This window comes from Alistipes provencensis (assembly GCF_900083545.1).
In the GTDB taxonomy this organism is placed as follows: domain Bacteria; phylum Bacteroidota; class Bacteroidia; order Bacteroidales; family Rikenellaceae; genus Alistipes; species Alistipes provencensis.
Genome location: NZ_LT559262.1, coordinates 2,756,295 through 2,773,006, shown reverse-complemented (window position 1 = coordinate 2,773,006; position 16,712 = coordinate 2,756,295). Strand labels below are relative to the sequence as shown.

The 16,712-nt window shown below is 60.8% G+C and carries 12 protein-coding genes; 10 read left to right on the top strand and 2 right to left on the bottom strand.

The genetic code is table 11. The features are described 5' to 3' along the window. Positions 1 to 2 precede the first annotated feature (2 nt). From uvrA to BN5935_RS10720, 5 genes are read left to right on the top strand one after another with little or no spacing between them, the layout of a single operon-like run. Entirely contained in the window at positions 3 to 2,792 is a 2,790-nt protein-coding gene (uvrA, locus tag BN5935_RS10740) for an excinuclease ABC subunit UvrA (RefSeq protein ID WP_064976116.1), read from the top strand. Positions 2,793 to 2,801: 9 nt separating this feature from the next. Beyond that, positions 2,802 to 4,016: a M16 family metallopeptidase gene (locus BN5935_RS10735; RefSeq protein WP_064976115.1), complete on the top strand. Its 1,215-nt coding sequence runs from the start codon at positions 2,802 to 2,804 to the stop codon at positions 4,014 to 4,016. A 1-nt stretch (position 4,017) separates the two neighbouring features. Continuing rightward, complete coding sequence (locus BN5935_RS10730; RefSeq protein ID WP_064976114.1) at positions 4,018 to 4,617, top strand: type 1 glutamine amidotransferase family protein; 600 nt, start codon at positions 4,018 to 4,020, stop codon at positions 4,615 to 4,617. After that, complete coding sequence (locus tag BN5935_RS10725; RefSeq protein ID WP_064976113.1) at positions 4,617 to 5,264, top strand: O-methyltransferase; 648 nt, start codon at positions 4,617 to 4,619, stop codon at positions 5,262 to 5,264. The genes BN5935_RS10730 and BN5935_RS10725 overlap by 1 nt, the downstream gene beginning before the upstream one ends. 1 nt (position 5,265) lies before the next feature. After that, entirely contained in the window at positions 5,266 to 5,586 is a 321-nt protein-coding gene (locus BN5935_RS10720) for a nucleotide pyrophosphohydrolase (RefSeq protein ID WP_064976112.1), read from the top strand. 61 nt (positions 5,587 to 5,647) lie between these two features. Here the strand turns inward: BN5935_RS10720 and BN5935_RS10715 are convergent, their stop codons facing one another. Then, positions 5,648 to 8,389, bottom strand: coding sequence for a hypothetical protein (locus BN5935_RS10715; protein WP_064976111.1), 2,742 nt, complete (start codon positions 8,387 to 8,389; stop codon positions 5,648 to 5,650). Positions 8,390 to 8,651: 262 nt separating this feature from the next. On the opposite strand from BN5935_RS10715, the gene BN5935_RS10710 reads away from it, so the two are divergent. The 5 genes from BN5935_RS10710 to BN5935_RS10690 all read left to right on the top strand — a co-directional run bounded on the left by BN5935_RS10710 (position 8,652) and on the right by BN5935_RS10690 (position 16,552). Continuing rightward, a complete protein-coding gene (locus tag BN5935_RS10710) occupies positions 8,652 to 9,242 on the top strand; it encodes an RNA polymerase sigma factor (RefSeq protein ID WP_064976110.1) in 591 nt (196 codons plus the stop codon). A gap of 128 nt (positions 9,243 to 9,370) precedes the next feature. Then, positions 9,371 to 10,345 (top strand): FecR family protein, encoded by a 975-nt coding sequence (locus tag BN5935_RS10705; RefSeq protein WP_162272071.1) that lies wholly within the window; start codon positions 9,371 to 9,373, stop codon positions 10,343 to 10,345. A gap of 188 nt (positions 10,346 to 10,533) precedes the next feature. After that, positions 10,534 to 13,710, top strand: a complete 3,177-nt coding sequence (locus BN5935_RS10700) for a SusC/RagA family TonB-linked outer membrane protein (protein ID WP_064976108.1) — start codon at positions 10,534 to 10,536, stop codon at positions 13,708 to 13,710. 18 nt (positions 13,711 to 13,728) lie between these two features. Beyond that, the gene (locus BN5935_RS10695; RefSeq protein ID WP_064976107.1) at positions 13,729 to 15,420 is read left to right on the top strand and encodes a RagB/SusD family nutrient uptake outer membrane protein; all 1,692 of its coding nucleotides are present in this window, start codon (positions 13,729 to 13,731) and stop codon (positions 15,418 to 15,420) included. Positions 15,421 to 15,442: 22 nt separating this feature from the next. Beyond that, positions 15,443 to 16,552 (top strand): acyltransferase family protein, encoded by a 1,110-nt coding sequence (locus BN5935_RS10690; protein ID WP_082944111.1) that lies wholly within the window; start codon positions 15,443 to 15,445, stop codon positions 16,550 to 16,552. Here BN5935_RS10690 and BN5935_RS15745 read toward each other — a convergent pair. Beyond that, entirely contained in the window at positions 16,542 to 16,676 is a 135-nt protein-coding gene (locus BN5935_RS15745) for a hypothetical protein (protein WP_449353805.1), read from the bottom strand. The two genes, BN5935_RS10690 and BN5935_RS15745, sit on opposite strands and share 11 nt — an antisense overlap. Positions 16,677 to 16,712: the final 36 nt, after the last annotated feature.

The window sequence follows — 16,712 nt, the reverse complement described above, 5'->3', positions numbered from 1 at the left end:
AAATGGCACACGAAAACGCAATCTATATTAAAGGTGCGCGGGTCCACAACCTCCGCAACATCGAGGTTAAAATCCCGCACGACAAACTGGTCGTTATCACGGGCCTTTCGGGTTCGGGAAAATCGACGCTGGCCTTCGACACGATCTTCGCCGAAGGGCAGCGCCGCTATGTCGAGAGCCTCTCGGCCTATGCGCGCCAGTTTCTCGGCAAGATCAACAAACCCGACGTGGACATCATTTCGGGCATCGCGCCGGCCATCGCCATCGAGCAGAAGGTCAACACGCGCAATCCCCGTTCGACGGTGGGCACGACGACCGAGATATACGACTACCTCAAGCTCCTGTTCGCCCGCATCGGCCGCACCTTTTCGCCCGTTTCGGGCGCCGAGGTGCGCTGTTTCAGCGTGGACGACGTGGCGGCGTGGATTCTTGCCCGCGAAAACCAGCGCGTGGTGATCGGCGCCCCGCTGGCGCTCGCCGAAGGGCAGGGGATCATCGAAAAACTGACGCTGCTGCTCTCGGAGGGACTCATGCGCGTCTACATGGACGGCGAGGTGAAGCTCATAGAGGATATCCTGCCCGGCATCGGCCCCGACACGAAGGCCGACGATATCCGGATGGTGGTCGACCGCATGCGCGTCACGACGGACGAGGACACGCAGACCCGCATCCGCGACTCGGTGGCCCGAGCGTTCTCCTACGGCGGGGGCATCTGCGAGATCGTCACGGACGAGGGTGTGAAAGAGTTCTCCTCGCGCTTCGAGGCCGACGGCATCGAGTTCGAACACCCCTCGGAGCATCTGTTCAGCTTCAACAACCCGCTGGGAGCCTGCCCCCGGTGCGAGGGTTACGGCAAGGTGATCGGCATCGACGAGGACCTCGTCATCCCCGACAAGAGCAAGACCATTTACGAGGACGCCATCGCCTGCTGGAGGGGCGAGACGATGCGCAAATGGAAGCAGCAGCTCGTGGAGAACGCCTCGAAGTTCGATTTCCCGATCCACACGCCGTTCCACGAACTGACGCCCGAGCAGAAACGTCTGCTGTGGCGCGGCAACCAGTATTTCCACGGTCTCGACGAATTTTTCGAATACATCGACTCGGAGCGGCGCAAAATCCAGTTCCGGGTGATGAAGGCCCGCTACACGGGCAAAACGACATGCCCCGACTGCGGAGGTTCGCGTCTGCGCAAAGAGGCGTTGTATGTGCGCGTCGCGGGAAAGACAATCGCCGATCTGGTGACGATGCCCGTGGACGAGCTGATCGCGTTCTTCGGCGGGCTGGAACTGGATGAACACGACACCAAGACGGCGTCGCGCATTCTGGTCGAAATCCGCAACCGCCTGCAATACCTCGCCGACGTGGGGCTCGGATACCTGACGCTCGACCGGCTGTCGTCGACCCTCTCGGGCGGCGAGAGCCAGCGCATCAACCTCTCGACCTCGCTGGGCAGCAACCTCACCGGATCGCTCTACATCCTCGACGAACCGTCGATCGGCCTGCATCCGCGCGACACGAACCGTCTGATCGGCGTACTGAAACAGTTGCGCGATCTGGGCAACACGGTGATCGTCGTAGAGCACGAGGAGGAGGTGATCCGCGCCGCGGACTGGATCGTCGACATCGGCCCCAAGGCGGGTTACAACGGCGGCGAGGTGGTCTTCAGCGGTACGCTGCCCCAACTGCTGAAAAGCAAAAAGAGCCTCACGGCCGACTACCTCACGGGGCGGCGCGAAATAGCCGTTCCGACGACCGAGCGCGGCTGGAGCAACTCGATAACCGTCAAGGGCGCGCGGGAAAACAACCTGCGCAACATCGACGTGAAGATTCCGTTAGGCGTGATGACCTGCATCACGGGCGTCAGCGGCTCGGGAAAATCGTCGCTGGCGAAAGGCATTCTCTACCCGGCGCTGCGGCGCATGCTGTACGACACGGGGGTCAAACCCGGCGATTTCGACGGGCTGACGGGCGACGTGCAGTTGCTCAAGTCGGTCGAGATGGTCGACCAGAACCCCATCGGCAAGTCGTCGCGCTCGAACCCGGTGACCTACATCAAGGCTTACGACGAAATCAGGAAACTCTATTCGGACCAGCCTTACGCCCAGCACAACGGACTGGGGGCCTCGGCATTCTCGTTCAACATCGCGGGAGGACGCTGCGAGGAGTGCCAGGGCGAGGGTGTCATCAAAGTCTCGATGCAGTTCATGGCCGACGTGGAGCTGGTCTGCGAGGCGTGCGGCGGACGGCGTTTCCGCGACGAAGTACTGGAGGTCAAATACCGCGGAAAGTCGATCTACGACGTGCTGGAGATGACCGTGGACGACGCCGTCGCATTCTTCGGCGAAGAGGCTAAAAAGAACGCTACCTGCCGGCGCATCGTCGAACGGCTGCAACCGTTGCAGGACGTGGGACTGGGCTACATCAAGTTAGGGCAGTCGTCGTCGACCCTTTCGGGCGGCGAGAGCCAGCGCGTGAAGCTGGCGTCGTTCCTGACGAAGGATTCGGCGCAGGGCGGCGTGATGTTCATCTTCGACGAACCCACGACGGGACTCCATTTCCACGACATCTCGAAACTGCTGGCGGCGTTCAACGCCCTGATCGAGCGCGGCCACACGATCGTGATCGTCGAACACAACATGGACATCATCAAGTGTGCCGACTGGGTCGTGGACCTCGGGCCCGAAGCGGGTACGCAGGGCGGGCGCGTGGTGTTCGAAGGAACGCCCCGCGAGCTGGAGAAGTGCCCCGAAAGCCACACAGGCGAGTTTCTGCGCCTACGCACCAAACTTTAAACGACCGAAATGGAATTTTTCACATACAGACTGCCCAACGGCATCCGGGGCATCCACCGTCAGGTGAAGGGATCGGTGGCGCACTGCGCGCTGGTGATCGGCGCCGGGAGCCGCGACGAACATCCCGACCAGTACGGGCTGGCGCACTTCACGGAGCACGCCTTTTTCAAGGGCACCGAGCACCGCCGCGCATGGCAGGTCAACTGCCGGCTGGAGAACCTCGGCGGAGAGCTGAACGCATTCACCACCAAGGAGGACACGACCATACACGCCACGACGCTCCGGGGCGATTTCGCCAAAGCCGCGGAGCTGATCGCCGACATCGCGTTCCGCTCGACGTTTCCCGACCGGGAACTGGAGCGCGAGAAAGAGGTGATCGCGGACGAGATCAACACCTACAAGGATTCGCCCGCCGACATGATCTACGACACGTTCGAGGATATGCTCTTCGCAGGTTCGGAACTGGGGCACAACATTCTGGGCCGCAAGGCATCGCTGATGCGTTATGACGGCGACGCGATCCGCGCCTTCACGGCACGCACGCACACCACCGACCAGATGGTCTTCTCGTCGATCGGCAATTTCTCGGCCAAGGCCGCTGAAGCGGTGGCGACACGCTATTTCGCCGACCGCCCGGCAACGGTACGCGGATTCGAAAGGGTGGAGCCTGCGGCCTGTGCGCCGTTCGAAAAGACGGTCGTGAAGCACACCCACCAGACCCACTGCATCGTCGGCAACCGCGCCTGCGGCATCGGCGAAGAGCAGCGGCTGCCGCTGGCGTTGCTCACCAACATCCTCGGGGGCCCGAGCGCCAATTCGCTGCTGAACGTGGTCCTGCGCGAGAAGAACGGGCTGTCGTACAACATCGAAGCCAACTACACGCCCTACGGCGACACGGGTATCGTGGCGATCTATTTCAGTTCGGACCACAACAATGCGGAGCAGTGCATCGGGCTGATCGAAGGTCAGTTGCAGAAACTCCGCACCGCACCGCTCACGGCCCGGCAACTGTCGATGGCCAAAAAGCAGTTCATCGCCCAGTTAGCCATTTCGAGCGAGAGCAACGAGAGCTACATGCTCGGGGCGGGCAAAAGCCTGCTGATCCACGACGACGTGGACACCATGGAGCAGGTTTACGCCAAGGTCCGCGACCTGACGGCCGCACAACTGACCGAGGTTGCCGAAGCGGTATTTTCGAATATGTCACGTTTAATCTATAAATAGGATGAAAAAAGAAGTTTTATTCCTGCTGCTCGACGATTTCGCCGACTGGGAAGGCGCGTTTCTCACCACGGGACTCAACACCGGTCTGACAATGGCGGGCGGCGGAACGCCCTATGTGTCACGGACGCTGACGCCCACCCAAAAACAGGTGCGTTCGATCGGCGGGCTGGTCGTCACGGTCGACTACACGGCCGCGACCATGCCCGAAGATTATGCGGCCCTGATCCTCGTAGGAGGCATGCAATGGCAGTCGGAGGAGGCTCGACGGGTCGTTCCGATCGTCGAAGCGGCACTTGCACGCGGCGTGCTCGTCGGTGCGATCTGCAACGCGGCGGCGTTCCTCGCGGCGCACGGGTTCCTGAACGGCGTGCGTCACACGGGCAACACCCTCGAAATGCTCCGCGAGTGGGGCGGCGCGAACTATACGGGCGCAGACCTCTACGAGGAGCGGCAGGCCGTGCGCGACGGCAACATCGTAACGGCCAACGGCACGGGTTACCTCGAATTCACCCGCGAATGCCTGCTGTGGCTGCATGCCGATACAGACGAGGTGATCGAGGCTTCGTACCAGTTCAACAAACACGGACTATACCGGAAATAATGGACGCGCTGGAGAAATACGTCCACGATTTTTCGGAACCCGAGGAGGCGCTGCTCCACGAACTCGACCGCGAGACCAACCTGCGGGCCGTGGCGCCGCGTATGCTCTCGGGACATATTCAGGGCCGACTGCTGGAGATGCTGGTGCGGATGGTGCGGCCGCGCAGGGTGCTTGAGATCGGGACTTTCACGGGCTATTCGGCGCTCTCGATGGCCGCAGGGCTCGACGAAGGGGCCGAACTGCACACCGTCGAGGTGGACGACGAGCAGGAGGAGTTCATCCGCTCGTATTTCGCCCGCAGTCCCCACGGGCACAAGATCGTACTGCACATCGGTTCGGCGCTTGAGATCGCCCCGGAGCTGGGCGGGGAGTTCGATCTGGTGTTCATCGACGGCGACAAGCGCGAATATCCCGCCTATTACCGGATGCTGATGGGCGATGACGGACGACGGCCGCTGGTGCACGGCGGTTCGGTGCTGATCGCCGACAACATCCTCTGGTCGGGGAAGGTCGTGCAGCCCATTGCCCGCAGCGACCATCACACGCAGGCGCTCGTGGAGTTCAACCGCACGGTCGCCGAAGACCCGCGCGTGGAGAACGTCATCGTCCCGCTGCGCGACGGACTGAATCTGATAAGGGTAAAGTAATATGGAAATCAAGGAATTGCAGGAGCGCGTCGACGCATGGATCAGGGAGTACGGCGTGCGTTATTTCTCGGAGCTGACCAACATGGCCGTACTGACCGAGGAGGTGGGGGAGCTGGCCCGCGTGATGGCCCGCAAGTACGGCGACCAGTCGTTCAAGAAGGGCGAAAAGGAAAACCTCGCCGACGAGATGGCCGACGTGCTGTGGGTGCTGGTGTGTCTGGCCAACCAGACGGGTGTGGACCTCACGGCCGCCGTCGAGGCCAACTTCGCCAAGAAGACCGCCCGCGACAAGGAGCGGCACCTGAACAACCCGAAGCTGTAACCGAACAAAAAAGAGGGAGGACCCATTGCGAGTCCTCCCTCTCTGCTTCATAACCGGGGAATTACAGCCCGGGAATGTTCGAGTTCCAACTGTCTTTCAGGATCGGCGTGACGGTCGCCCCGGCCGACGCCGACTTGGTAGCATCGTCGCAGACGGTCACGTCAGGCAGACCATCGACGGTGACGATCTCCGAAACATAGGCGCTCTGGACATCGGCCGCAGCCTGAACCATCGCCGTAACGGCTCCCGTGTTCTTGGAATTGCGGATCGTGACGGGATTCTTACCGCGGATGGCCACGAGACCCGCGACGAACGGACGTCCGGCCTTGGGGTTGGAAGCCACCGTGCAGCCTATGTAAATCATGCCCGTATTCTCGCACTGGTCGATCACAAGCTGATCGGCTCCGGCACCGACCAGTCCGCCGGCACTGCGGTTCGTAAATCCGAGGACCTTGCCACGGTTGCTGCAACGGGTCAGGTTGGCGCACTGGTACGACACGGCGAGGAAACCGCCGAACATACCCGAGATGGTCGTGTTGCTGACCACACGCACGTCGCCTGCATTGTAACAGTCGGTAAGCTCGTTGGGGGCGTTCAGTTCGGGTTTCGAACCCTCGGCGATACCCATGAATCCACCGACGTAGTTGCTGATACCGACCACTTTACCTTCATTGTAGCAGTTAAAGGCCCGGATCGGGTAGCCGCCCGACGCGCTCGCTCCCGCAAAACCGCCGATGCGGCGTGTACCCGCCACGGCGTCGGCACCGTCGGTATCGACGACATTGCCCTTGTTGAAGCACTCCTCGAACCTGCCGCAGGCCATGCCGAATGCTCCGCCGATGGAATAGATGGCACCGTTGGTCTTGCCGAAATTGTAGTCGATATTGCCGGTGTTGGAGACCCGCGTAAAGGTCCACTTGCTCTTTTCCGTATTGCCGACACAACCGGCGGCATGAGCTCCGCCCATGGCCAGCGCACCGTAATTGAGGACGATGTTGCCCGCATTCGAGCAGTCGGTCATCGTGCCCTCGGTGTCGGCGGCCACGGCGCCGAGAAGCCCGCCGAGGTACTTGATACCCTTGGTCACGACGGCGCCCGTCGTATGGCAGTCGATGTATTTCGCTCCCGACTGGCGGGTGTAGGCGACCAGACCGCCGTAGTAGCCGCCGTTCACCGATGCATTGTAGGTAAAGGCCACCGACGAGGTGATGCCGTTGAGTTCGGCGCCGTCGTTGTAGACCGCCACGCCGCCGACATTGGCATCCGAAGCCGACGAGGTGATCGTTCCGGCCAGTTTCAGCTCCTTGACCACGGCTCCGGCACCCAGCGTATGGAACAGGCCGGCATCGGCGCCCGAAGCGGCTATGCGCAGGGTGATGGTATGGCCGTTGCCGTTGAAGGTCCCTGAGAAGGATTTCCCGGCGGCTCCGACAATCACATCGCGGCCCGCCTGCGTAAGGTCGGCATCGGCAAAGAGGTTCACCTCACCGCCGAGGAGGAAATCGTCGACCGACGCACCCGTCGCCACGGCGTCGCCGAATTTCACAAAGTCGCCGGCATCGTGGAGTCCGTTGAACTTAACCTCCACTTCCACCTCCTGAGTCTCCTGCGACGCGGAGGTTGCCGTGAAGACGAACCTGCCGGACGAAGCCGCACCGGAAACCGCCGCAGGAGCGGTCAGTGCGCAATTCCGGGAGCCGAAGTCGGGCACTGCGGTCCATCCCTCGGGAGCCGATTTAAGCCCTACGTCCGCCACGTTGATGGCCTTGGTCATGCGGATGGTCATCGTCTCTCCGAGACCGAAATAGTGCGAAGTCACGTCGAATTCCAACACGGGAGCCGTGACGCTCACCTTCACGCGGATCGTCACGGGGTCGCCTTCGGTACCGCGGTTGCTGACGGGCGTGAGGACGACGCTGCCCTCGGCGGCCAGATCGGCGGCAGCCTGATCGGGAACGGAAATCTCCAACTGCATTTTTGCCAGATCGGGATTCAGCGTCCAGCCCTTCGGGGCATCCGACACCTTTACATCCACGACATTCGAAGAAGCGGCAAAGGTAAAGACCTTCCTGTCGCTCAGGCGGAAGGGGATCACGTCGCTGATATCCTCGTTGCAGGTCAGCACGATGGGCGCTTCGGCCACGGCGACCCTGATGACGACGGAGGCGCCCTTCGAACCGCGGCGGCTGTAAGGCGTAAGCTCGATCTCACCCTCTTCGGCGGCGGTGTCGTCGTCGGCAGCGGGGGCGGTGAGGGTCAGCACGAAGCCGTCACGCACGGCTTTCCAGCCGGCGGGAAGTTCGGACATGTCGATCCGTTCGACATTCTGAGCGTCGAAGGTCAGCTCGGCGGATTCGCCGTAAGCCAGCGACACGGGTTCGGCGAGGTCGTCGGTGCATTTCAGCACGACCTCGGCATCGACCGCCTCGACGGGAAACGCGACGCGGACGAGGGAGCCGTTGACGCCCTTCGCCGTGATGACGATGTCGCCGTCGACAGCGGCGTCCGCATAGGCGCCGTCGGGTGCGGTGACGGTCGCCGTGCGTTTGGGAATATTGACCTCGCAGCCCCAGCCCTCGGGCACGGAGACTTCGGTGGAGGCGACATTCCGGGCCTGAAGTTTCAGGCTGACGGAAGTATTGAAATTGAGGGTTTGCCGGGTGGTCACGGGCGTGTCGTCCGCACTGAGCACGGAGAACTCCGCATCGCTGCAATCCACGGTTAAATCCCGCTCGCAGCCGACGGCCGCAAAAAGCAACAGAAATAACGCCGGGATTCCCTTGAACAGATTCTTGGGTTTCATCTTTTGGTTGACTTTTAAAATTTTCCGTAAAAAAATTTAAAAGGTATTTTCAGTGCTCCATAATCACTATTTTTAAATATGCACAACGAAGCGAAAACCCTTATCCGCCGTGCGATTTTTTTCATCTAAATGCCGTTCCCTTTTATAATTAGGTATCGTAACAAAATCGTGAAAAAAGCCTCGGAAGTGTTTCAAACGATAAAAATAGTTTTAACTTTGTCGTATTGGCGCCGTCGGAGAAGGCGCCCCAGACAGCACGGAGATGAAAGCAAAAGAGACGGAAAAAGAGTTGCTGCGGCGCCTGAAACGAGGCGACCGCGAGGCTTTCGACGCCATCTACGAACGGTGGGGCGGGTATGTCTACAACTTCACCTGCAAGACGCTGTTCAACAAGTCGCTGGCCGAGGACATCACTCAGGAGCTTTTCCTGCGGCTGTGGGAATACCGTGCACAGATCGACGAGGAGCGCAATTTCCAAGCTTGGGTCTTCACTGTGGCCCGCAATCTGGTCTACCGCGAGGGACGCCGCATGCTGCTCAATTCGGCGTTTATCGACGTCGTGCAGCAGGAGGGCCCGCGGAGGGGGGGGGAGAATACGACCGACAACATGGTGAACCTCGCGTTCACGAGCGAATACATCGCCGAACTGGTCGAACAGATGCCGCCTGCGCGTAAGCGCATCTACATCCTCAGCAAACAGGAAGGGCTCTCGGTCAAGGAGATCGCCCGGCGCCTCAACCTTTCGGAAAAGACCATCGAAACCCAGCTTTACCACGCCAACATCTTCATGCGGTCGCGGTTTCGCAACATCCATCTTTTCTGCGCGCTCCTTTTTCTGGTCACAACCAGCTAAATCCAACTATTTTCGAAAAAAACAACCCGCCGGATAAGGGATTCGGGGGCGTCACGCATATTTAATGGAAAGCGGCTCCGCCGCGAACAAGACTGTATCTATTTATGAATAACGATCCCATAAACCTGTTGGAAAGGTTTTTCAACGGCGCAACCTCCGCCGAGGAGGAGCGCGCCCTGACGGAGTGGCTGCGGGAAAGGTCGGAATCCGATCCCGAACTGGCCGAGTACTACCGAAGCAAATGGGCCTCAACCAACGGGACGATGGACAGCCGGACCAAGGAGCGCATTCACGCGCGTATCCGCGAAACGATTGACGCCGGCGCCCCCGAAGCTCCGGCACCGCGCCGCAGGTTCCTCGGGCGGCTGCTTCCGTGGGCCGCAGCGGCCTGCATCGCCGTGGCCGCCGTCACCGGATGGTACAACTACGCGAAAATCGCGGCCCGGCAGGGACACCTGTTCGAAATCTACACCGAGAAGGGGCAGAAGACCAATATCACGCTGCCCGACGGCACGCGCGTATGGCTCAACTCCGCATCGAAGCTCAGCTACGACAGCCGCTACAACCTCAGCAGCCGCGAGGTGAACCTCGTCGGCGAAGGTTATTTCGAAGTGGCCAAGGACCCCGAACGGCGTTTCCGCGTCAACACCGGGAACTACACCGTCGAGGCGCTGGGCACGGTGTTCAACGTCAAATCCTATCCCGAAGACCGGACCTCGGTGACGACGCTCATCGAAGGAAAAGTGCGCATCGACGACGGCGACGGCTTCACGACGACGCTGGACCCGATGGAGGCCGTGGCCTACGACACCGCCGACGGCGGATTCACCAAAAACGGCTCGGGGCGCACCCAGTTCGCCGGGTTGTGGCGTAACAACGAGCTGATCGTCGAAAGCGGCACGACGCTCGAGAAGCTGACCGAACTGCTCGACCGCGAATACAACATCCGCTTCGTCTTCCGTTCGGAGCGCATCAAGCACCTGCGTTTCGAGGGTATCATCAAGAACAACAACCTGCAGAACGTGCTCCAGCTCATCGGACTGTCCGGCGAGGTGAGCTACACGATCGAGCAGAACACCGTGGTCCTCGACGAAAAACGATAGCCCCCACACGACACCGACCAAACCGACCGAACCCGAATAATGAACCCGAAAACCTCACTGCCTATGGCATAGAACGACACTTCTCCCGCCGCTACGGACTCCCTTCGGGAACGACCGCCGGCCTTTAAGGTATTTTGCGGAAGGCTCCATAACCACTCCAGTAAAACATACCTTAAAACACCAATACAATGAGTTCAATACGCAAAACGTGCTTGGCACTGCTCGCCCTCGCGGTGTGCATGCCGCTATGTACGTTCGCCCAGATCACCGTATCGGCCCGCAAGACGGCCATACGTTCGGTGATCCAGCAGATAGAGCGCACAAGCGAATACCGCTTTTTCTACAACTCGTCGCTGCCGGACCTCGACCGCAAAGTGGATATCGAGGTAAAGGATGCAGCCATCGGCGCGACGCTCGACAAACTCTTCGGCGGAACGGCCATCGCCTACACCGTTTCGAACTACCAGATCTCGCTCGCGGCCAAAAAGGAAGAGGCTCCCCGTAATCTTTCGGGAGTCGTCACCGGCGAACAGGGCGAAAAACTCGTCGGCGTGACGGTCATCGTCAAAGGCACCGGAAAAGCCTGCGCCACAAACGTCAACGGACAATTCGCCTTCGGCGAACCGCTTCCGAACGCCACGCTGATCGTGCAGTCGATCGGCTACAAGACGCAGGAGGTTCCCGTGCAGGGACGCACCTCGCTCGACATCGTGCTGCGCGAAGAGTCGCTGCAACTGGACGATGTCGTGGTGATCGGTTACGGCACGCTGGACAAGCGCGAGCTGACCTCGTCGATCACCTCGCTCAAGAACAGCGACCTGCTCGCCGGCAACACCGCCTCGCCGCTGCAGGCCATTGCCGGCAAGGTTCCGGGGCTGAACATCGTCTCAGCATCGGGCACCGACCCCAACAGCAGCATCTCGATCCAGCTTCGCGGCGCCAACTCGATTAAATCGGAGCAGGGCCCGCTGATCGTGGTGGACGGCATTCCCGGCGGCAACATGAACATCCTGCAAAAAGAGGACATCGTGTCGATCGACGTGCTGAAGGACGCTTCGGCAGGCGCCATCTACGGAACGCGCGCCTCGGGCGGCGTGATCCTCGTGACGACCCGCATGGGGCAGATCGGAGCGCCCGCGGTGAGCTACACGGGCGAATTCACCACCGAGACCGTCCGCCGCAAGGCCGAGGTGCTCTCGGCCGACGAATGGCTTGCCCACGGACAGGCCGACCGCGGGGGACGCACCGACTGGTTCGACGCCATCACACGGACTCCCTTCACGCAGCGCCACATCGTGACGATGAGCGGCGGCACGAAGAATTTCTCGGCCTACGCCTCGCTCTTCTACAAGAACGCGCAGGGCATGACCATCCGCTCGGACAAACGCGAGATCGGCGGACGTTTCAACTTCAAGTTCCTGACCCTCAACGACCGGCTCGAACTGAGCGGGCGTCTCAACTATGTCGATTCCAAGGCGAACATCGCGCCGAGCAGCATCTTCCGCGACGCCATGAACCTCAACCCGACCATTCCGGTCTACAACCCCGACGACCCCTCGGGTTACAAGATCCTCGAAGGCGAAGGCGAATGGAACCCGGTGGCCGTACTGGCCCTGAGCGAAAATGCGGACCATACGGCCCGCCTGCAGGCCGACGTCAGCGCCAAACTGAACATCTACGACGGTTTGAGCACCACGCTGACCGTGGGCACGGTGGGAACGTCGGCCAACAAAGCCTACTGGGAATCGGCCCTCCACCGCCGCAGCCGCGAACTGGCGCGCAACGGTTATGCCGAACAGAAATGGAGCACGCAGAACACCGAGTCGCTGGAGTGGATCTTCAACTACAACAAACTCTTCGGAGCCCACTCGATCAAGGCCGTGGCCGGATACTCCTACCAGCGGCTGGGCCGCAAGGAGAAGTTCGAAGGCGACAACGCCAATTTTTCGGTCGACGGCACCAAGTGGTACAACATGGGCGAAGGCACATGGCTGAAAGAGGGCCGGTCGTCGATCTATTCGCACAAAGAGCCGCTGGAGACGCTGGTGGCCTATTTCGCCCGCGTCAACTACTCCTATGCCGACCGTTACCTCCTCTCGGTCAGCGCCCGCTACGAAGGTTCGTCGAAATTCGGCGCGAACAACCGCTACGGCTGGTTCCCGGCCGTGTCGGCCGCATGGCGCATCTCGAACGAAAGTTTCATGAAGAACGCGAAATGGCTCGACGACCTGCGCATCCGCTTCGGTTACGGCCGCACGGGCAACGGGTGGTTCGCGCCCGGCGTCACGACCCGCATGTACAAGTACGACACCAGCAGCAGCGTCGTCCGCACATGGTATTTCAACGGAGCATGGTCATCGGTCTACGGACTGGCGCGCAACGTCAACCCCGACCTGCAGTGGGAGACCAAGGACGAATATAACTTCGGCGTGGACTTTCAGGTCCTGAAAGGCCGTCTGAGCGGTAAACTGGACGTCTACAAGCGCAAGGTAGACAACATGATCTACGACATCAGCGTTTCGCAGCCGCCCGCCGTCTACGACAAGACGACGATGAACGTGGGTTCGATGGAAAACAACGGTTTCGAAATCGAACTGACGGGCGTGCCCGTGCAGACCAAAGACTGGAACTACACGACCTCGCTGCAAATCTCGCGCAACAAAACCCGCCTGATTACGCTGTGGGGCAGCCAGACCAATTTCGACGATTACGAGTTCCCGACGCCGGGCAGCCCCGGCAAGGCCGTGCGGCTCTCCCCGAACGAGGACATCGGCCGGTTCTACATCTGGAAATACGCCGGAATCGCCGACGACGGCAGTTGGCTACTCTATGACAAAGACAACAACATCATTCCGGCCGCGGAAAAAACCCTCGAAGACAAGCGCCACATCGGTCAGGCCATGCCCGACGTCATCCTCTCGTGGGACAACAGCATCTCGTGGAAGAATTTCGACCTCTCGCTCTTCTTCCGCAGTTGGATCGGCAACGACGTCTTCAACATGACCGAAATGTATCACGGCCTGCAGTCCGCATCGGGACAGAACACCCGCAACCGCCTCAAAACGGCTTTCGGGCGCAATGCCAACATCACGGGCGAAAAAGAGTTGTGCGACTACTTCCTCGAGGACGGTTCGTTCCTCAAACTCGACGCCGCGACGCTGGGCTACACGCTCCGCATCCCGTCGATCAAGAGCTACATCAGGAGTATCCGCTTCACTTTCACGGCCCGCAACGTATTCTGCCTCACGAAGTACCGCGGCATCGACCCCGAAGTCAACACCAACGGACTGACCCCCGGATTCGAAGGGCTGGAAGTATGGCCCTCGACCCGCGTATTCACGTTCGGCATCACGCTCAATTTATAACATAAGGAGGATCAACCGATGAAATCATATTCCATAAAAACCCAAATAGGCATCCTTGCGGCAGCCTTCTGCCTGCTTTTCTCGGGATGCGCACTCGAGGACGAGTGGTACAGCGAAACGACGCCCGACACGTTCTTCCGGAACAAGGGCGATGTCTACAAAGTGCTCAACCGGCCCTTCACCCACCTGTTCTGGTACGACGTCGGACAGCGTCCGCCGCGACGCTGGTACCTGCAGGAGATGACCGCCGACCAGATGTCGATGCCCACGCGCGGCGAGGACTGGTACGACGGCGGACACTTCGTCCGGCTCCACAGCCACAACTGGACGCCCGACGAATCGTCGATCAGCGACACATGGCGCGGTACGGCCATGGGCATCGCCCTGACCATCGAGTGCCGCACGGACCTCGAACGGCTCGACTACCCGTCGCTGGGCCTCACGGAGAAGGATAAAGCCGACCACATCAACCAGCTCAACGCGCTGATCGGCTATTTCTACCTGCGCGGGTTGGACTTCTTCGGGGCATTCCCGATCTTCACCGACCTGACGAAGCCCGCCGAGGGCCGCAGCAAGGCCGAAAAGGTCTACGCCCACACGGAGAGCCTGCTCAAACACGCCCTCGAGAACCTCTATCCCAAGGAGGCCGGATCGGAGGCGTCGAGCGTCATCAGCCGCGGAGCCGCCGCGACACTGCTGGCCCGGCTCTATTTCAACGCCGAGTCGTACATCGGTGAGGACCATTATGCCGAGTGCGCCAAACTCTGCGAGGAGATCATCGGCGGCGAATACGGCAAATACGAGCTGGATGAAAACTGGAACGGACCCTTCTCCTTCAACAACCGCCAGTCGCAGGCGCTGATCTGGGCGCTGCCTTCGCGCAACACCGATCAGGAGATGTTCGACACGTTCTACCGCTACGGATTCCACTACAACATGAAACTCGTCTTCGAGGGACTTTTCCAGCCCTACAACGGCTTCGGACTGACTCCCTCGCACGCCCCCGACGGAAGTTCCTACACCTACAGGCTCAACGGTCCATTCTCGAAATTCAACGACAAGGACCTGCGCAAGAAGCAGTACGTCTATCAGGGCGGCGGCAAATATGTGGGAATGCTGCAACTGGGCGCACAGGTCAAGCCCGACGGGACGCCCGTTACATGCATCCGCGCCGGATACAGCGGCAAACAGCTCGTGCTGGTGGATTATGTGGCGCTGATGTCCACGCTCCAGTCCGGACAGTCGCCCTCGACGCTGCGTTCGTCGATGCTCGACGGCGAAGAGCCGAGCCTCTACCGGCTGGCCAAATTCCCCGTGGCCCCGAAGGAGGACGAAAACTGCTGGGCGGCCTTCTTCCCGATGATCCGCCTCGAGGAGGTTTACTACATGCTGGCCGAATGCCGGATGCGCGCCGGGCTGAAAAAAGAGGCCGCCGACCTGATCAACGAGGTGCGTTCGCGGGCCTTCGAGAACAGGGAGGACCCCGATCCCGTCACCAAGGACAATCTCGACAAGTACCGCATGGTCGACGAGTGGGGCATCGAGTTTCTGGGCGAAGGCCGCCGCCGCACGGACCTGATCCGCTGGGGGCTGTTCCTGAGCGAGGAGTGGTGGGACCACAAGGCGTCGAACGACCCTTCGCGGCTGGTATTCCCCGTGCCGACCACCGCCATCGCCGGCAACAACAAACTGGCCGACGAACCGATATAAACCGATCCGGACAACGTTTCGCATGAAACCCAACCAAAGACTCCTTTCGCTGGACGCCCTGCGGGGATTCGACATGCTCTTCATCATGGGCTTCTCGGGTCTCGTGGCATCGCTCTGCGCCCTGTGGCCCGGCGCCTTCACCGACGCCGTCGCCGGATCGATGGGGCACGCCGCATGGGACGGGCTGACCCACCACGACACGATCTTCCCGCTGTTCCTCTTCATCGCGGGCGTCTCGTTCCCCTTCTCGCTGGCCAAACAACGCGCCAACGGTCTCGGCGAACGGGCGATACTGGGCAAGGTGATCCGCCGGGGCGCGACGCTCGTGGTGCTGGGACTGGTCTACAACGGACTGTTCAGGCTCGACTTCGCGTCGCTGCGCGTGGCAAGCGTGCTGGGCCGCATCGGGCTGGCGTGGATGTTCGCCGCCATACTTTATATATATTGCGGCGTGAAGACGCGGGGCATCGTGGCCGCGGCCGTGCTGATCGGCTATTCGCTGCTGCTGTGCCTCGTCGCCGCACCCGATGCGCCGGCCGGTGCGTCGCCCCTCTCGCCCGAAGGCAATCTGGCGGGGTGGGTCGACCGGCAGTGGCTTCCGGGGCGCATCCTCTACAAGACATTCGATCCCGAAGGGCTGCTGAGCACCGTTCCGGCCATCGTCTCGGCCATGTTCGGCATGTTCACCGGAGAATTCCTGCGCCGCGAACGGCCGGGGCTCACGGGGAACCGCAAAGCACTGTACATGGCCCTCGCGGCGGTGGCGATCACGCTCGCCGGGATCGCATGGAGCGGCATCATGCCGATCAACAAGAAGCTGTGGAGCAGTTCGTTCACCTGCGTGGTGACGGGTTATTCGCTGGGGATGTTCGCGCTGTTCTATTACCTGATCGACGTGCGCGGCTGGAAACGGTGGACGCTCTTTTTCCGCGTCATCGGACTCAACTCCATCACCATCTACCTCGCACAGCGGATCATCCCCTTCGACCGGATCTCCGACTTCTTCCTCGGCGGCGCGGCCTCGAAATGCCCCGAGGCGGTGGCCGCGGTGGTCAACGGAGCCGGTTATGTCGCCGTCTGCTGGTTATTCCTCTACTTCCTTTACAAGAAAAACACATTCCTCAAAGTATGAACATACGATCAGTCATAAAACGACTCCTGCCCGCGCCGTCGGTCGCCTCGAAACGCATCCATTTCACTTTTCGGGGTGTGAACGTCACGCTTCGGGGGCCTCCGTCGTTGGGAATCCCCGTCACGCTGACCTCCGAGCCGTCGCTGAAGCGGANCCGGAT